General features: G+C 47.9%; 10 protein-coding genes. All 10 read right to left on the bottom strand.

Annotated features, from left to right (window positions below; all coding sequences use genetic code 11):
- Positions 1–164: 164 nt before the first annotated feature.
- From OL444_RS16275 to OL444_RS16230, 10 genes are read right to left on the bottom strand one after another with little or no spacing between them, the layout of a single operon-like run.
- The gene (locus OL444_RS16275) at positions 165–1424 is read right to left on the bottom strand and encodes a hypothetical protein (protein WP_264731542.1); all 1260 of its coding nucleotides are present in this window, start codon (positions 1422–1424) and stop codon (positions 165–167) included.
- Positions 1408–2154, bottom strand: a complete 747-nt coding sequence (locus OL444_RS16270; RefSeq protein WP_264731546.1) for an outer membrane lipoprotein-sorting protein — start codon at positions 2152–2154, stop codon at positions 1408–1410. Before OL444_RS16270 ends, OL444_RS16275 begins: the two co-directional genes overlap by 17 nt.
- Positions 2155–2185: 31 nt before the next feature.
- Entirely contained in the window at positions 2186–3544 is a 1359-nt protein-coding gene (locus tag OL444_RS16265) for an ABC transporter permease (protein ID WP_264731548.1), read from the bottom strand.
- 11 nt (positions 3545–3555) lie between these two features.
- Positions 3556–4239 (bottom strand): ABC transporter ATP-binding protein, encoded by a 684-nt coding sequence (locus OL444_RS16260; protein WP_264731550.1) that lies wholly within the window; start codon positions 4237–4239, stop codon positions 3556–3558.
- The gene (locus OL444_RS16255; protein ID WP_264731552.1) at positions 4220–6262 is read right to left on the bottom strand and encodes a flavin-containing monooxygenase; all 2043 of its coding nucleotides are present in this window, start codon (positions 6260–6262) and stop codon (positions 4220–4222) included. The genes OL444_RS16260 and OL444_RS16255 overlap by 20 nt, the downstream gene beginning before the upstream one ends.
- Positions 6263–6295: 33 nt before the next feature.
- A complete protein-coding gene (locus OL444_RS16250; protein ID WP_264731554.1) occupies positions 6296–7246 on the bottom strand; it encodes an alpha/beta hydrolase in 951 nt (316 codons plus the stop codon).
- Between the two features lie 44 nt (positions 7247–7290).
- Positions 7291–9564: an ACP S-malonyltransferase gene (gene fabD / locus OL444_RS16245; protein WP_264731555.1), complete on the bottom strand. Its 2274-nt coding sequence runs from the start codon at positions 9562–9564 to the stop codon at positions 7291–7293.
- A gap of 57 nt (positions 9565–9621) precedes the next feature.
- A complete protein-coding gene (locus tag OL444_RS16240; RefSeq protein ID WP_264731557.1) occupies positions 9622–10812 on the bottom strand; it encodes a thioesterase domain-containing protein in 1191 nt (396 codons plus the stop codon).
- Positions 10813–10846: 34 nt separating this feature from the next.
- Positions 10847–14224: a beta-ketoacyl synthase N-terminal-like domain-containing protein gene (locus OL444_RS16235; RefSeq protein WP_264731559.1), complete on the bottom strand. Its 3378-nt coding sequence runs from the start codon at positions 14222–14224 to the stop codon at positions 10847–10849.
- A 43-nt stretch (positions 14225–14267) separates the two neighbouring features.
- Complete coding sequence (locus OL444_RS16230) at positions 14268–18947, bottom strand: beta-ketoacyl synthase N-terminal-like domain-containing protein (protein WP_264731561.1); 4680 nt, start codon at positions 18945–18947, stop codon at positions 14268–14270.
- Positions 18948–18966: the final 19 nt, after the last annotated feature.

Genomic DNA, 18966 nt, shown 5'->3' with positions numbered 1-18966 from the left:
TCTTCAAAACAGACATAAATACCTGCTGCTCATTCCTACACTTATCCAGACCTGATATCCCCCATCTGGATATCATATGCTGCATTCCCCATCAGCACAGTACCGGCTGGTTTAATATAGCGATTGATGAACGCTACATAGCCGTACAACTGGATTAACCCCCATTATTTATCCTTATTCCACCATCGGACTTTGACACCAACTATCAGATTCTGTGAATAATCAAAAAAACCGAATCCACTGTTCCTACCGGTTATCTTTTGTGCATGCCCATAAAACCCGATGCGCTCCCGGAGCTGATAATACAGCGAAAAGCGGCTGAAAAAACCACCATCATCCAAACCGATATAGTTGACCCACTCTACGTCTACTTTTTTTATGATACCGGTTTTGAAGAGCCGCAGAAATAAATAGTTACGTTTTCTGATAAAATCTTTGGCCTCATACAAGCGCCCCAATGCCTCCCCGGCATGAACGGGCGCTCCATCGACCGGCACAAAACCCATACGGGGCAACACATCCAGCAGCTGATTAAACTGGTCCCATTCGGCATTACTGTATCCGTCAGAAAAATGAATGCCTTCAAATACGATATTAAATTTTTCAACGGGCGACCATTGCCCGCCCAACAACAACCGGAACACAGGTTGCTGTTTACTGGCTAAGCCGGCATCTCCCGGGTATAAAGCAGTATTTTGTACCTGGTACATATTATCCGTATGCAGTTCCAGTTTTTCTCCAATGGCCACCGTACCGTTGAGTGCAGCCTGGAAAGTACCATCTGTACCCCATCGGGCGATAGCAGCCAGTTCAAATGGTTCGAGATTGCGATAATACCTGCCTGCAAATGAATGTGTTTTAAAATACAGCCGGGTATTCTGTTCTGTATTGGGCAGGTAAAATAAGTCTATCTGGTCTTTAGCCCCATTGTAAGTAGCCTGCAACATATCGCTGCCTTTAATATTAAACAGGCGGTCTCCCGGATCCAGCGGTGAAGGCGGATCAATGATAATATCAGAGGGACTGCCTACATACCCTACGCCCATTTTCATTTTCTTCCTGCCTGCAGTAAAGGTGAAGTTACGGCGTACGAGCTGATAGTTCAATTCTATCAGGTCCCATTTAAAATCATTGGTTAAGGCATTTTGTGCTCTTTGCTCATCCGGAATTATCTGAAACAGCTGCAGCCCCCTCAGGGCGGTATTCCATTGGCCGCCCAATACGCCTATACTGGCATCCCCATACAATACATTCGTCACGGCCATCTTATTGAGGGACTGTACATTCTTTGGATTCAGCGGAGAATGGTTGATTTGATTGGCGGCAGGTTCACTTATCAGTACCAGCTGTTGGGCAGCCAGTTCATGGCCGGCAAAGAAAGTGAGCATTGCGATAACAAGTGCCTTCCTATTTGCAAATTTCATTGGATATTTCCGGTAAGGCAGTTTTTATAAAATACCGATTCGGCAGTTGTTGCTCACTTTTTATTTTTACAAAATCAACCGTTGATTCCCGGTCTTTGTTGAAATGATCTGTAAAAAGGATCTGCGTATTAACATCTTTTCCTTCACTGATATTATATTTGGTATACCTGATCGTTTTGTATTTTTTTCCGGAAAGCAGGTAAGATACCGCTGTGATCGGCCGTTTATTGGCCTTGTTTATCCAAAGATCTACTTTCTGATAGGTAGCACTTTTATTTTTTGCAGCCAGATGCAGTAAGTGGGCTGCTGTATTTTCATAAGTGGTATTTTCCATAGCAGTTACTACATAATCTTTCCAGCTGAGATTCGTTAAATCACCATAGGAAACAGATCCGGACATTTTTTGCATCGGCGTAATCCGGGTAGGCATGCGCGTATCTTTTGTATAAAACCATAAACCATCTTTTACCATCAACAATAAATTTCCACTTTCCGCAGGCGACATATAGGCCAACAATACTTTATCCGCATTATAAAATACATGGTAAAGATGCGTCGAATGTCCGGCCGGACCGTTATCATCCAGTTGGATAACAGAGGTCATGACCGGCCATGGCTGGCGTTTAAGTTCTGCTTCCCGCAAGAGTGCCGCCCCTTCCTCTATAGATTGGGCAGCTAAAAAAGCAGGCCATAACAACAATAGCAAACAACATTTGATCCGGTATATCATTTTATTGGTTTTATAACAGCATCGTAGTATATCAGGCATGTTCCAAGGATTGAATAATAGATAATTTTCTGATGATCAGGAAAGACGACAAACTGGAAAAAGCAATCGCCAGTATCACACCCACTGCAATCAGCAGGTGATAAAAAGTAAGGCTATATATCTGCAATATGTAGCCCCTGTTCATTCCCGGAATCGGCGGCATCATAATATTGGCGGCATTCAGGAGGGCGGCTACCAGCAGTTGCAGCAGCATCCCAACAACAACACTGATCAAACCTATGTACAAGGCTTCAAACAGGAAGATGCCCGATATTTTATGGATACTGATACCAATGGCCCGCAACGTTCCTATTTCGCGGATACGCTCCATGGTAGACATATTCATAATATTCCAGCAGCTCAGCGCTACAATCACCAGCACAATGCTGCCCATAAAAGTGATGATAACCGTATAGGTATCCCGGATAGCCGCATAAAATTCCGCATCATTTTTCCAGTCCGACAATTGAAACCGGTAGTCCGGAAAGGCTGTTTTCAGTTGCCCTGCCAGCGCTGCCAGTTGCTGGTTCAGGTGGGCCCTGTTTTTGAACATCACCGCGATATAACTTATCTTATCCGTATTTACCAATTGCTGTACCACCGGAATGGTGGTCATCAGATAGTATTCATCTACTTCGCTGATACCGGTAGATACAATATCCATCAGCGTTACATCGATACCATTAATAGCGCCATCTACGGTAGTACCATAGATCATCAATATATCTCCCACCTTTGCATTTAAGGAACGTGCCAGTCTTTTGCCTAATATAACACCCGCTTTACTTTTGTTGAGTGGTTGTAGCTGGCTACTTGCCTTCATGCTTTTGTCTACCCCTACCATGCCATTGCGCAACCGGGATTCTCCATCCGGATGGATGCCCTGTCCTTTGAATGGCATGGATTTGTCGCCGTTGGAAATAAGTCCGCCGAACATAATTCTGGGTAACACATCAGCTATCTCCGGCATGTTGCGCAGCCGGTCCAATAGTGCGGGGGCATTCGCTATGCCGAATTCATATAAATATTGCTCCTCCCGCTCTTTCAACCGCGCATCCCTGATTTGCGCATGTCCGGTGCCGCCTGCACCACTAAATCCGTTTCTGATGGTAGCTTCCTGTAAACCATATATAGAGTAATCGTAGTATCCAAGCGCAATTCCCAATGCAGCAAAGCCACATGCTGCAATTAAGATGGCAAAAAAAGACCGCCTGCGGTTACGAAACAAGTTCCGGTATCCCAGTTTATGCAGCTGATAAAGATGCCTGCCAACATATTTCCCTTTTGCGTCCGGGGGCTTCCGGTTGCCGGACAAGTGATGAGCTTCTTTTATCCCGGTACTAAATAGCATAGCTTTTATATTTAATGCGCATCTACCAGATGTCCTTCTTTTAAAAAGAGTTTTGTACTGGCATATCTCATTATCAATGGATCATGGGTCGCCAATACAATGGTTACCCCATATTCTTCATTCAGATCTTTCAACAATTGTACAATCGACACAGCAGTATCGGCATCCAGACTGGCAGTAGGCTCGTCTGCAATCACCAGCAAAGGATTACCGGCCAGGGCCCGCGCAATAGCCACCCGCTGCCGCTGCCCGCCGGATAAACGGGCCGGCACATAATGCATCCGGTTACCTAAGCCTACCCGCACCAGCATCTGTTCCGCTTTTTCCCGGATAGCCTTTTTATCACTGCTACTAAACAACAGCGGGAACTCTACATTTTCGTATCCGCTTAACACAGGGATCAGGTTAAAAGACTGGAATACATAGCCAATATTTTTCAGTCGCAGCAGATTCAGGTCCTCCAGCCGAACTGCTGTAATGTCTTTTCCGGCAAATACAATATTGCCGGAAGATGGTTTATCAATACATCCTATAATATTCAACAGGGTTGATTTTCCGCTGCCGGAAGCCCCTGCTATGACTAAAAAATCGCCATAGCAGATATTACAACTCAGGTCGCGCAGCACATGTACCTGTTCGGCAGCTGTTTCATATGTTTTGGATACCTGCTTTAGCTCAATCAGTACTTTCGTCATGTAAAACCTTATTAGGAGGATGAGGGGATGACTTGCCGTAATATTTAATAAACGCCGCCATATCCGGCTGTAAGAGCAGCTGCCGGTAATCCGCTATGGAAAAAGGCAGATTGGTGGCACTTCTTTTTCCCGGCCAGCTGTTATACCAGCTGTTTACTTTAGGATGATTCCAGACCAGTTTCTCCAGTTGCGCATCTACTTTCGCATTATAAGCGGCATAAGCCGTTTGAAGCGGTTCTATGGCACTATAATCATTTTCCAGCATCTCTTTCATACAGGTAATAATATACCGCACCTGAAACTCGCTGATGGTGATAATACTGAAAGTGGTTCCAACATTCGTATTCGGGCCATAGGTCATGAAATAATTGGGAAATCCCGGCATGGTGATACCCAGGTATGCACGGGGACTGTATTGCGCCGCGCCGCCCCAGGCATCCAGCAGCGTGATACCCGCCCGACCGGTTACGCTGAAAGGAGGATGAAACGGTTTAAAACCAGTAGCCAGTATAATCGCATCTACGCTATGTGTTTCTCCTTGCTGATCCACCAGACCATTGGGCACCATCTCACGCACCCCTCCACTGATGAGGGTTACATGGGGGCTGCTCAATGTTTTGTACCAGTCATTATCAATCAGCATGCGTTTGCCGTAGGGCGGATAATCCGGAACAATCCTGGTTATCAACGCCGGATCGCTATCCGTTTCTTTCTTCATATGCCGGATAAGATAACTGCGTAAAATTCCATTAAACGCATTTACAGACTCGTCTTTCGACTTCCAGGCAGGATCTTTCACCAGGTAATGATTCATTCCATCTGCCATTCTCCAGAACAGCAACAACCGGTACCAGTTGCTGTAATAAGGAATATGCTGCATTGCGTCGTGCTTTCCCTGCGGCACTTCTTCCTGATAAACATCTACCGGCGTAGCCCAGTGTGGCGTACGTTGAAAAATCAGCAATTCCTTGACTGAGCCGGACAGCGCTGTTGCCACCTGTATACCACTGGAGCCGGTACCGATTACGCCTACACGCTTTCCGGATAAGTCCAGTTCCTGATTATAATCTGCTGTATGAAAACAAGGCCCCGCAAAAGAAGCCATACCAGGAATATCCGGGATAGCCGGGTGATGCAGCTGACCGGTTGCATTGATCACGGCATTACACCTGCGTATCTCCGTCTGACCATCCGGCAACGTTACCCCAACTTCCCATTCCTGCCGATCCTCCTCCCATTTCATTGCCGTAACGGTATGTCCCAGCCTGATATGCGGCGCTATCTTATATTTATGGCTGCAATCCGTAAAATATTGCCGCATAAAATCCTGTGTCGGAAAAAAATGGGGACAGGATAGCAGCGGTTCGAAGGAGTAGCAATACAGATGACTCATGATATCTACCCGGCAGCCCGGATAGGTATTCTTATACCAGGTACCTCCTATCGCTTTGTTTTTTTCCAGCACGGTAAAGGAAATACCGGCCTCCTGCAACTTGATAGCTGCCAGGATACCAGACATCCCGGCTCCAATCACCATTACCTGAAAGCCCGCTCTTTTACTCACGGGTGTTTTGGTGTTATTCCAATCCACACTTTTTTTATCTTTTCCTGCGGCGAAAAAATCTTCCCACAACATTTCCTTTTGTTTATCAGGTACCACTTCTCCTGTTATGAAATGCAGCATGGCTGTCATCATTTTTTCAGCCGGGAAGGCCGGTAATGCGCGGGGGTGGCGCCGATAGCTGCGCAGTACTTCCAGCGCCTGTTTTCTGACCATTTCTTTTTCATTTTCCCTGAATCCGTCACTGACATCAAAAATATTTACAGAAACAGGTCCTCTAGTGATGTTGGTAAGGATGCTGTCATCTCCGGTCAGGTGAATTGTTGCCATTAACAACGCAGGCACATTGGCCGCATGCACCATGTCCTGCAGCTGTTCATCTGTAAAATCGAGCTGCAGTATTTTATTACCGGTTTCCCTTATCTCGGGTAATGACAACCTATTCGCCGTATCATCATTCATATCATGCTGTTTTAAATCATTATACCGATCCTGTTAATTGGTGGTATCTGTAATGGCTAAACGCAGTTGCATATCAATGGCAGCTGCTACAAAAGCAATGCTTTCATCGCAGGCAGGCAGTACATTCGGCAGGGCAAAGAAGCCATGCGTCAGGTGCGTATATCTTTTGAAAACAACCGGTATCCCCTGTTGTACCAATGCTGCAGCATAGGCCTCTCCTTCATCACACAAAGGATCGAAACCCGCTGTCAGTATAACAGCTGCCGGTAGCCCCGAAAAATCGCCCGCGCGCAGCGGGGCCGCATATACCTGTGTACGATCATCCGGATCAGGTACATAATCATTCCATAGCCGTACCATTACCTCACTTGTCAGGAGTCGCTGATTTTCAGGCGCCAGATAGGAAGCGGTGGTAAAATCAGTATCCATGATCGGACAAACAACAATCTGCATCGCAATAGCAGGGCCATTCAGATCCCGTGTACGCAAGGCTGTCACCACAGCCAGATTTCCGCCACTGCTTTCCCCGGCTACCAGGAGTGGCACCTCTTTGCCGGCTATGCCCTGCTTATTTTCTGCCACCCAACATAAGGCATCATAGGCATCATTGGCTGCTGCCGGATAGGGATGTTCCGGCGCCAGTCTGTAATCCACCAGCACCACTGCACATCCTGTCTGATTGGCCAGCATGCGGCCCAACGTGTCGTGCTCGTCGATGGTACCGGCGATCCAGCCACCCCCGTGATAAAAAACGATTATACCCCGGGGATCCGCTGCAGGCAATAATATCCGGATATCAAAAGCACCGGTAGCTGTAACCACCTTTTCATTGCTGACCGATAACATTTCCGGTCCTTCTCCCACATAAGCGAACATTTCTTCCCATACAGCCCGGATGTCTGCTACCGGCAACTCATGCAACGGCTTGCCCAGATTTACTTCAATTTCGCTGTAGATAATGGCTTGAACAGTATCCAATGGCATAACCCGATATTTGAAGATGAATAAATACTTGCGATGTGCACCAATTATCTTTTCCCACCTGTTGTATAAAATGATTGCATTCTGTCGTGGAGGATCACTGCTGTTTCGGTCATCATCTTCAGGGCAATTTCATCCACATGACGGTTACGCCAGTCCTCCAATGCAGTACCTTTTACCCATTGATTAAATGCCCCCAATGCAGGACCACAATGCACCTGAAAGTCTACTTTATTATTGCTGTCTCCATTCAGCGCCAGCCGGGTAGTATGCCCAAAATACCAGCGGAAGATATAGGCCATTTTTTGTTTGGGATTCCGTTCTGCCAGGGCAATTTCCGCCGGTGGATAGTATGCTTTTACTTCTTCATAGATTTCATCAAAACTTCTTTTAAAGTACTTCTGCTGCAGCTGCACGCTGGTTTCTTCGCTTAATTCATGAATAGTATTGTATTGTTTGTACAAATCGTATAGCTTGTTCGCCCTTGCCGGAAAGAAAACACCTTTCTTCAACACCTGTATTTTAGCGCCTATCTCAAACATATCGCCAGCCGGCGCATAGGTAGTATCCTGTATGTTTATTTGCTGCAACATATCTTTCACCACCTCACTCACGCCGGCTTCCACGGTACATTGGTTGATGGAGCCGGTAAGTATGAAATCTGCCCCCAGTACGAAAGCTGCGGCCGCTGCCTCGGGCGTACCGATTCCTCCTGCCGTACCTACATTAATACGCTTTGCATAATTGAATTTTTTCATGCTGGCATCCCGTTGCCGGATAATGGTAGGTACCAATACCCAGGCAACGCCCTGATCGGTATGTCCTCCGGAATCGGCTTCCACACACAGGTCATCTGCCATTGGAATATTTTTTCCCAATGCCGCTTCCTCTGCGGTAATGACCTGATCGGCCAGCAACTTTGCTACGATTCTTTCTGATGGCGGGCTTAAAAATAGTTCTGCTACTTCCGGCCGGGATATTTTAGCCATGATACGGCGGGGGCTTTCTATACTACCATCTGCTTTACGATGCAGGCCTTTTAAACGGAGCTTCACCAATGCGGGCCCCGGCTCTATATAGGCGGAGGCCTCTATATTCCTGATATTATACTTGAGCATCAAGGCTACCATCTCTTCCTCTCTTGCACCATTGAGCATGTTCATCCCATAAGGTTCGCCTGCCTGCAGCTCCTGCTGAATATATACAATCGCCTTTTCCACTTCCGGCGCCTTCATGCCGCCAGTGCCAAAGTAGCTCATCATACCTGCCCGACCCATCTTCACTACCATTTCCTTCGACGCAATACCATGTACCATGGCGCCTGCGGCATAAGCATACTTTACCTTGTAATCCTTTTTATAATCTGCCGACCCTATCCACTCCGGCATAATCTTATCCGAAAAACCGGTAGCTGTTTGTGGTTGCTCCACCACTTTACCGGTTGCAGCAACAGCTGCAGGAGCCGGAGCTGGCGCCAGTGCAGGAATAAAGTCAAGCATCTTTTTCAATACATCTCCCGGTCCAGTTTCAAAAAAAACAGGCGTTTCCTTTGTGTGCTGATACACGTAATGTATACTCTCCCACCATTTTACCGGTTGGGTGATCTGCGCCGTCAGTAAAGCGCCAATATTGTCATTGGTGTAGGGAAGCGCATTCACATTGGCAATGACCGGTATCCGCAACGCAGTAAAAGTATGCCTGGCTATCATCTCCCCAAATGCTGCTGCCACCTCCTGCATGTACCTGGAATGAAAGGCGCCGCTTACATTTAACGGAAAATACAGCTTCGCCCCATTGGATTCAAATACTCGCTGAGCCGCCATAATATCTTCCCTGGGCCCGGCAACAATAATTTGTTCCGGTGTATTGTAATTGGCGATATCAATGGTGCCCAGGTTGTGATGCTGCAATATCTTCTCTACCGCTTCCTTTTTCAACCCAATCAAAGCTGCCATTCCACCGTTTTTCACTTCATTCATCATTTCGCCCCGCTGCTTTACCAGCTTTACTCCGGCGCCAAAGGAAAAAGCACCGGCGGCGAATAACGCCGCATATTCTCCCAGGCTATGCCCCAGTACATAGTCCGGTTCACCCTCCTTCTCAACGCTGTCGAGATAGGTCAGTGCGCTGACCACAAATAAAGCGGGCTGGGTATAACGGGTGTTATTCAGCAGTCTGTCCGGGTCTTTCCCGCAAAGTACTGCCAGATCATATCCCAGTATTTCGTTTGCTTCCTGTACGAGTTCGTCATACTTCACAAACAACTGTTCTCCCATTCCTTTTTTCTGTGACCCTTGTCCGGGAAACATACATATCTTCATTGTGATACATTTATTGATTATAATCCGATGGTCATGCATCTTGCACTACAACGGGCATTACCTGCTTCCATGGCGGTTCTTTGTGATCCGCTTAAATGAGCGGAGAAAATCTATTGTCATGCCACCCTTTGCATACAAGGCGGCACAAAAATCTATGATAGATAAGTGTACCTCCTGTTCTGCCAGCATAATCATATGATTGGCGGCATTCACATCTATCACATGAAAATCCGGTAACTGCTGCTCCCATTCTTCCCAATAGTTAATATGATCCAGGGAGACAACCGGCGGCGCCATACAGAGATAAGGTTCCATATCGCCGTAAAACAATCCATTCCGGTTCCGGAAATAATAACAGGTCAGCCCCGTGGGATCAGGTAAGTCTTCCAGCTGATAACTACTCACTTCATACGCCTTTTGTACCTCCATCGTCATCCATACTTCTTTTTCTATCCTGGCTGTATCTTTTTTCAGCCCACGCAATTTTGCCAGCAGTATCAACTGGCTAAGGAAGGCCTCATCTGATACGTGGACATCTACCTCCTCCCGCCGGATCATTACCTGGTAGTACTTTTCCGGTGTAGCCATCACAGTGTTCAGCAATAAAATATTGATAATCTCCAGCAGATAATCTTTTTGATCCGGTTGGTATAGTTTAAGTCCGGCCGGACTTAAACTATCAATCATCACAATGGAATTCACGACTTCTCCTGCTCTTTGTAACAGACCCGTCATTTCATAGGCCAGACATCCTGCCAGTGAATAGCCACCGAGATCGTAAGGGCCGTGCGGCTGTACCGCTTTTAGTATTTCCACGTAATAGGCCGCCATGGCTTTCACGCCCCGGATTGGCTTTACGTTCTCTTTCATCCACCCTCTTGCCTGTATGCCGAAAAAAGGCCGCTGCGACATTTGCGCGATCATGATATAAGGCTGTATCCCTCCTCCGCCACCATGCAACCAAAATACAGGCGTGCCCGTTGTTACACTATTCATATGAAACAGCTCCGGATAGGTTGCTTCCTGCCTATCAAAATATCCAGCCGGGCGTTCTTCCAGCAACGCCAGCTGTTGCGTCAGCGGACCCGCTATCGCGGCCGCATAGGTGCTATCCATTCTATGACCGCCGGGCGCCGATACAGGTGTTGCCTGCGGTGTATTCCCCATTATTTTCAACAATAAAATCTTCGCTTCGCTATAATTTATTTCGCCTGTTTGTAAGGCCAGCAGAATACTTTTGGAGTCCATATGATTATTTTACGGAGAGGATAACCGATAATGATTATTTTTCAAGCAGGTTATTTTGAATATTCATCTGATAAAGTATTTCATCTGCCTTACCTACGTCTATTTCCCCTGATTGTACCGACAATAAAAGTTCATCCAGTGAGCGCGCCGGCGGCACCGGTTCATTTTCCAACGGGGCTGCCACATCATGGGCTGCCGTATCCGGCACCCAATATTTTTCTTTCTTAAACGGATATCCGGGCAGGCTGACCCGACGGGGTTTGTGGATACCATACAACAATCCCCAGTCAACAGGATATCCTTTTACCCAGACCTCCAGTAGTTTATTATATTTACCTTTTCCGAGCCACACCCGCATGGTTTCCTTCATATCTTCATCACTGGCCAGCACACTCAACACCTCTTTTTTTTCTTTTACCTGCCCGCGATACAAGGGTATAGCAGCCGGAGAAGGCTGGCCTGCTACCTGCAGCAATCCCTGCAACAGCATCGTCATATTATCGGCCACAAATCCGATTCTTTCTTCCATGACGTCCCGGCCGGACTGCAACGTATAGGCGATCCCGTGCAGGTCATTTTCTTTCAACGGGCCAGTCTTCAATGCCTGATATAAATCATGCGCCAGTTCACTTAACCGCTCGCCGTTATGTGCAGACAATACGATTAATACAGGGCCTTCCGGTTGCGGCGTTGTTGCAGCCGGCACTACATATTCTTCCACCACCATATGTACATTCAGTCCACCCTTACCCAAAGCACTGATGCCCGCACGACGGGGTAATGCCTGTCCGCCGGCATCATAACAAGGCTCCCATACCTGCGTAGCCTGCACCACGAAAAAAGGACTTCCTGCAAGCTCCAGGTCGGGGTTTAATGCGGCTGTATGCAGGCTTTTGATGAGCGTCTGATGTTTCAACTGCAACAGTACTTTAATCAAACCGGCTACGCCGGCTGCCAGTTCAAGATGTCCGATATTACTTTTCACCGTTCCCAGTCCGCAATACCCATGTGTATTTTGATACCGGTCGTCCTGTTGTGGTAACATCCGGAAAGCTGCTTTCAGGGCATTGATCTCTGCGGCGTCTTCCAAACGGATGCCTGTAGTATGTGTTTCGATATAGCCAATTGTGCGGGGAGAGATCCCCGCCCGTGCATACACCTGCTGCAGCCAGGCAGCCTTCACATGGCTACCCGCCGCGGTGAACGCATCGGCATACCCACTGTGATTTTCTGCGGAGGTCCGGATCACCCCATAGATCTGATCTCCATCCCGTTCTGCGGCATCCCGCCTTTTTAACAACAGCATGCCTATTCCTTCGCCCCGTACATATCCGTCTGCAGCCACCCCAAATGCTTTACAACGCCCATCTGCGCTCAGCATGCCGGCTTGCGCCAGGTTCCCGTAACCGGCAGGACTCAGCAACGTATTGATGCCGCCTGCAATAGCCATTTCTCCATGTCCCTGCTGAATATAGGCGACTGCTTTGTGAATAGCTGCCAGGGAACTGGAGCAAGCCGTTTCTACCGGCTCACTGGGGCCATGCAGATTAAAAAAACGACTCACACGGTTAGGTCCGGCGGAAGCCATTCCGGCAGGTACCCGCTTTCTGCCGGCAGCAGATAATAACTGTTCGTATTCGCCGCAGGTAGTCGCCACAAATAATCCGGTTGGGGTTCCCCATAACTGTGCGGCACTGTATCCTGCATCTGCTATGACCTTCCATACGTACTCCATTAACAGGCGTTGCTGGGGATCCATATACATCGCTTCCTCCGGAGCAATATTAAAAAAGGCAGCGTCAAAAGCAGTTATATCGGCGATAAAGCCTCCCCATCGCAGACTGGCGGCATCTGCCTGTTCATCGCTGAGGGTGCGCCAATCCCATCGTTCCCGGGGTACTTCACTGATGCAATCCCGTTCTTCGGTAAGGTTTTTCCAGAATTCCGTCACACCTTCCGCGTGGGGGAAACGGGCGCTGATACCGATCACGGCTACCGCTGCCTGTTCGCCTGCCATTACCGTATCCGGCAATGATGCAGTCTGTCGCCTGGAGGGGCGTGTAGCATTGGCTGTAATAGCTGCAGGTGCCGCCAATAATTCCTGCATCAACAGCCCTGGTAATTTCACTGCTGCGCCCTCCTGATAGGTTTTGATAATGTGCGCCGCAAATATCTTTAAAGTGGGAGCTCCGAAAAATAGCTCCGGCGTTACTACAATACCATAGCTGGCCTGCAGTTTTTTAGAGAATTGTACCAGCTGTATGGAATCCAGGCCTAATTCATTTAACTGCATATCGCCATTCAATTGCGCTTCCGGTATACCCAGCTGCGTGGATACCTCCCGGAGGAGCAGTTGTAACACCCGCGTGTCCCATGTTGACGGCGGCGCAGCAGTTACATGTTCCGTCGGTATTGGCGTCGCTGCGGCTATATGCAGTTCGCCTGTTACTGCCCTCAGACGCAATCCCAGCAAACGAACGATTACCTTGCCATTATCATCACACATATCAATATTTACCCGGGACGATGTCGCCGATGGCGCACCATCTGTACAGTACCTGACCACGCACCAATAAGTACGATTGATGGTTGTTCCTTCATAAATCAGCACTTTATCTACTGCATCGGGCATCAGGTAACCAGCTGCTGTAAATACCTTTCCATTCCGGGAAAGACCGATACATCCCTGCCAGACGCCCTCCAGTAATCCGGGATGCAGGATATACTGCTCCTGTGTCATATCCTGCAGGAATAATTTCACCAATACTTCTTCTTCTCCCTGCCACAACCCTTCCACACAATTGCAGGCCGCCCCGTACAGCACCCCCTGTTGTTCAAAGGCCTGGTAACATTGCGCTCCGGATAAATATCCCCGTTTACAACCTGCCTGCAACAAGGTGAGATTGTATACCGGAGGAGGTGCGCTGTTGACAACCCCCACTTTACCCTGGCAGTGTAGTTGTTCGGCTCCGGATGCTGCAGTTGAATAGCTATCAAAATAAAGGATGCTCCTCTCCTGATATAATGCTATATGCACTGTTGTATCTGCTGTTCCTGCCACCAAAGGCATCGTCCATATCACGTCATTGAAGGCAACAGCCGCTTGTTCCGCAGCTATACCTGCTTCCAGCACAGCTGCACGTGCCATCTCCAGAAAAGCAGCAGCCGGTAATAATGCCTGTCCGTGTACGAGGTAATCCTGTAAAAAAAACTCCTCTCCGCTAAAAGTACTGCTGAAATGCAGTGCTCCCAGTGTAGACGTATTGCGATGTAACAAAGGATGTAATACGGTTGTATCGCCTGTTTTATGTGAGGGGTTATAAAACTGCCGGATCAGGTTTTTAGCATCCTCTTTACATAATCTTTTTTCTCTTAACTCATTTAAAACATATTCCAGAAAGTGAATCGCCATGGCAGAACATTTTTACATCTTTTAATCAGCACATTCCGGCAGCTCAATTTCTTTGTCTCATTTTACAAACAGCGGTGTCTATGGTGGTGGTACCACTGATCACTTCATCCATTAATTCATCATAAAAACATTCATCAAATTCCGCCGCTGTTGTCATGGCAATCTTGTTATTTCTGGCAGGAAATCTTACGCCTTCAATCCAGTATCTTTCTTTTACAAACGGATAGGTAGGTAAACTGATACGACCCGGATTGGCTGCTTTGTATAACAGATTCCAATCCACCGGATATCCTTTCACCCAGGCATCCAGCAGTTTGTTATACTTACCTTTTTCTATCCAGATCAGTACGCCCTGTTGCATATCTTCATCTGCAAATACACTCAGCGCTTCCCGGTTACCTTTTACCTGCCCGCGGTATAGTGGTATCGCCGCATCTTTTGACCCACGTATAAACACGTCCAGTACCTGCAGCAATTCCTCCATACCCGTTACAATAAAGGCCAGCCGTTCTTCCATTCCTTCACGGCCTACCTGCAGCGTATAGGCAATGGAAGCCAGGTCTGTTTCCTGGTATCGGCCGGATTGCAGGGCTTTTTGTAAACCAACCGCTACTTCCTGCAGCCTGTTGTTATTACGGGCAGAGAGTACAATCAGCAAAGCCGTTCCGGGCACATAGCTATTTTCTTTAACCGGTGCTTTGTATTCTTCCAGTACTACATGCGCGTTCACGCCACCAAACCCAAAAGAGCTGACCCCTGCCCTTCGCGGCAATTCGATGCCATTGTCATCATACAACGCTTCCCAGGGGCGTGTTTCCTGTACTACGTAAAACGGACTTTCTTCCAATTCGAGATAAGGATTCAGTGTTTCACTATGCAAACTTTTCACCAGCGTCTGATGCTGTAGCTGCAACAGTACTTTGATGATTCCCGCCACCCCGGCCGCCAGTTCCAGGTGGCCGATATTGCTTTTCACAGAACCAATGCCACAATTCCCTTTTTTCAGCTTTTCCGGCGTACCACCGGCGGTTTCACATAATGCCTTAAACGCTGCCTTGAGGGCGCTTATTTCTACCGGATCTCCCAATCGGGTACCGGTACCATGCGCTTCTATGTAACCCACCGTCCATGGGGCGATGCCTGCGCGCTGATATGCTTTTTGCAGCAAGGCAGCCTGGGCTTTGGTACTGGGCGCCGTGAGTGAACTGGCATGCCCGCCATGGTTTTCTGCGGTACCGCGAATCACCCCATAAATATGATCTCCATCCCGCTCTGCGGCTTTTAATTCTTTCAGTAGCAGCATGCCTACTCCCTCTCCACGTACATATCCATCTGCTGCTGCGGAAAACGTTTTACAACGTCCGTCAGGACTCAGCATGCCCGCTTTCGCAAAGCTGATATAGGCCGCAGGGCTGACGAGGGTATTTATGCCGCCGGCTATCGCCATTTCTCCATGTCCCTGCTGAATGTATTCCACGGCGCGATGAATAGCCACCAGGGAACTGGAGCAAGCTGTTTCCACCGGCTCGCTGGGGCCATGCAGGTCCAGGAAATAACTCATCCGGTTGGGCCCTACAGAAGATACTACTCCGGTAGTGCTGAACCCTTCTATTTCCATATTACTCTGTGATAACAGCTGTAAATATTCGCCACAGGCTGTTCCTATAAATAATCCGGTATTGCTGCCGGCTAACTGCGTGGTGCTATATCCTCCATCTTCTATTACCTTCCATACATATTCCATCAGTAAACGCTGCTGTGGGTCCATGGAGATGGCTTCTTTGGGAGAAATATTAAAAAACAAGGGATCAAATGAAGCGATACTCTCTATAAATCCTCCCCATTGCATGCAGCCATGCTCCACTGTTTGCCGGCTGACGGCGCTCCAGTCCCAACGGTCCGGCGGCACCTCACTGATACAGTTACGTCCCTCCACCAGGTTTTGCCAATAGCTGACAATATCTGCTGCCTGCGGAAAACAGCCACTCATACCAATCACGGCAATGTTGGTAGCCACAGCGGATGTTGGCGCCGGTACACTACCGTTACGCTGGTGATGACGGCTACGACGTTGTGGTGATGCCGTACGCGGCGTGGCGGAAGATGGTATGGCGATTGTTTGCGTGGCTGGTTTATTTATTTTCATTTGCAGTTTGGCAGCAAAGGTGTCTCCATAAGTATCACATAAATACCCCGTAAAAGCATTGATCGTGGGATATTCAAAAAATAACGCCGGCATTAATATGATGTCATAATTCGTACTCAGTTCACTGGAGAATCTTGTCAGTTGTACGGAATCAAATCCGTATTCATTCAAAGGATTATCTATATCCAGCTGGTCTATGTCAATGCTGAGCAGGCGCGATATATCCTGCAACAACAAACGCCGTACATGGTCTTTTAAGGAATCTGCAGATAAAGCCGTTGTTGTAGATACCACATCCGGCTTTACTATTTTTTCCGGTTGCGACGTGGTATTCACCTCGTTCAGCAACCGTTGCAACTTTAACGGCTCTCCGCTCAACACCAGGACACGCGGCAACCGGGTATGTAAAGCCCGATAAAAACTGTGCAGTCCATCTGCTCCGGATAACAGGGTAACACCATAGGTTTGCCTCACCAAACTCAGTGAAGCAGCATCTACGTGCATACCTCCCTCTTCCCACAGCGGCCAGTTGATGGATAAAGTATGGCCACTGCGCACGCCTGCCGCCACCAGTTCATTCCGGTATAAAGCATAATGGTCCATAAAACTGTTTCCCAGCGCGTAATCTCCCTGCCCGGCATTACCAAATGCGCCTATTACCGAAGAAAAACAAACAAAAAAATCAAGTTCATATTGTGCGGTACGTTCATCCAGGTGTAGCAGGCCACTTACTTTAGGCGCCATTACCAGCGCGGCTTCCGCCATTTCTTTATTCGTGATCAGCGCATCGCGGAGAATACCTGCGGCATGAATAATTCCATCTACGCGGCCATAGGTATCTTCTATCCAATCAAACAGTGCATCTACTTCTGTTTTTTCTTTTATATTACAGATCTGGTAATCCACGCCGGCGACATCCATATCTACCTGCTCCCGGAGACCGGTGATGATCACATGTGCATCCGGTACCTGCTGCAGAATTTCTGTTGTAAACAATTGCCCCAGCTTTCCGCTGCCACCGGTAATAACATAGATCCCTCCGGCCTTCCAGGGTAGTACCGGATCGTCTGCAGCGGCTATCTGCTGCCAGCTTCCTTTGTATCTTATGCCATCTGCGTAGCTGATTTCCCTATCTGCAGTAGCCATATCTGCCGCTAATATTTCCAGGAGCTGTGCTCCATCGATGGTATTGGGCACCCTGATCTGCTGGCTCCTGATTTTCAAACGCTCCATTGTAGCTGTACGCAACAATGCCCCCAATCCCTGAAACATCCTGCTCGCCGGACTGTCGCCGGTAACCAGTTGCAAAACAACACCACCGGGTGGCGGTGCTGTCAGCAACTCCTGCAAGCAGGTATATAACTGTTCACTGTAGGTATGATAGCGTACATCCATATCTCCGGTAGCTTGTAATGAAATACACCGGGCATTTCCGATGGTTGTTGCCACTGCTGTCTGTAAATCCTCCGGCAATTCACACAGGAAAACAATCCGCTCTTCTTCGGGGATATAGGTCGTTGTATCTTCCGACAAAACAGGTTCATATAAAAACACGCCGGTGGCAGCACTGACAGGTATTTCTTTTTTCTGGTTCCCCAAAGCACGTATGCCAAAACCACGTATACTGATCAGCACTTTACCCGTATCGTCCACGATATCAATATCCAGCCTGGGTGTAGTAGCATCGGTACTGCTGCCCTCACTGCAACGAACGCTGCTCCAGTAAATACCTCCCGGCGCGGTGCTGCCATACAGTAATACTTTGTCCATATTAAAGGGGATCAGTAAATTTCCAGGCGTATCCGCCGCACCATTCCAAAACAACCCGATACAACTTTGCAAAGCACTATCTACCAGTCCGGGATGTAACACATATCCGGTATCATTGGTAATGGCAGGTAATGCCAGTCGTGCCAGCACTTCTCCTTCGCCTAGCCATAAATCTTCTATACACCGGTGACCAGGTCCATAAGTGAGTCCGATCCGATCGAAAGCCGTATAACATAATTCACTGGTCAAATGTGCGTTGGTACAACGCGCCTGCACAGCTGCTATATCGTACACGGGAGGTGTCGCAATAGCTGTTATCAGGTATCCCGTTCCATGCCCATGCAATAATTCTACCCCCTCTTTATCATGCGTATAAATTTCATAATTGATATCTGTCCCCTGTTCATACAACCCAACATGTACTTTCACCGGGTCTTCCCCTACTATTAACGGTTGCGGCCAGATAACATTTTTCAATCCGATGGCAGCCACCTCGTCTGCCGGCAATTCATTGCCCAATGCGATGGCCGTACGTGCCATTTCCAGATAAGCCACGGCGGGCAATATCCTCCGCCCGTTCATGACATGGTCTCTTAAAAAAAACTCCTCTCCGTTGAACAAACTGGTGAAACGTTGTTCCTGCAGCGTAGAACTATTGGTATGTAACAACGGATGTAAATAAGGTACTTCAAAACCGGATCCATGCTGATGATAATAGAATTGCCGTATCAGGTCTTTCGCATCTGACTTCTGCAAACGTTTATCCTTCAATTCATTAAATACATACTCCCAAAAATGAATAGCCATAGGATTACATTTTTTGTCT

Origin of the sequence: Chitinophaga nivalis (assembly GCF_025989125.1) — a bacterium.
Taxonomy (GTDB): Bacteria; Bacteroidota; Bacteroidia; order Chitinophagales; family Chitinophagaceae; genus Chitinophaga; species Chitinophaga nivalis.
The sequence above is the reverse complement of the archived record's forward strand: the minus strand, read 5'-3'. Positions and strand labels throughout refer to the sequence as shown.

Coding starts and splice junctions, on each gene's coding strand:
- OL444_RS16275 (WP_264731542.1), bottom strand. CDS start 1,424: ATGAAATTTGCAAATAGGAAGGCACTTGTTATCGCAATGCTCACTTTC.
- OL444_RS16270 (WP_264731546.1), bottom strand. CDS start 2,154: ATGATATACCGGATCAAATGTTGTTTGCTATTGTTGTTATGGCCTGCT.
- OL444_RS16265 (WP_264731548.1), bottom strand. CDS start 3,544: ATGCTATTTAGTACCGGGATAAAAGAAGCTCATCACTTGTCCGGCAAC.
- OL444_RS16260 (WP_264731550.1), bottom strand. CDS start 4,239: ATGACGAAAGTACTGATTGAGCTAAAGCAGGTATCCAAAACATATGAA.
- OL444_RS16255 (WP_264731552.1), bottom strand. CDS start 6,262: ATGAATGATGATACGGCGAATAGGTTGTCATTACCCGAGATAAGGGAA.
- OL444_RS16250 (WP_264731554.1), bottom strand. CDS start 7,246: ATGCCATTGGATACTGTTCAAGCCATTATCTACAGCGAAATTGAAGTA.
- fabD (WP_264731555.1), bottom strand. CDS start 9,564: ATGAAGATATGTATGTTTCCCGGACAAGGGTCACAGAAAAAAGGAATG.
- OL444_RS16240 (WP_264731557.1), bottom strand. CDS start 10,812: ATGGACTCCAAAAGTATTCTGCTGGCCTTACAAACAGGCGAAATAAAT.
- OL444_RS16235 (WP_264731559.1), bottom strand. CDS start 14,224: ATGGCGATTCACTTTCTGGAATATGTTTTAAATGAGTTAAGAGAAAAA.
- OL444_RS16230 (WP_264731561.1), bottom strand. CDS start 18,947: ATGGCTATTCATTTTTGGGAGTATGTATTTAATGAATTGAAGGATAAA.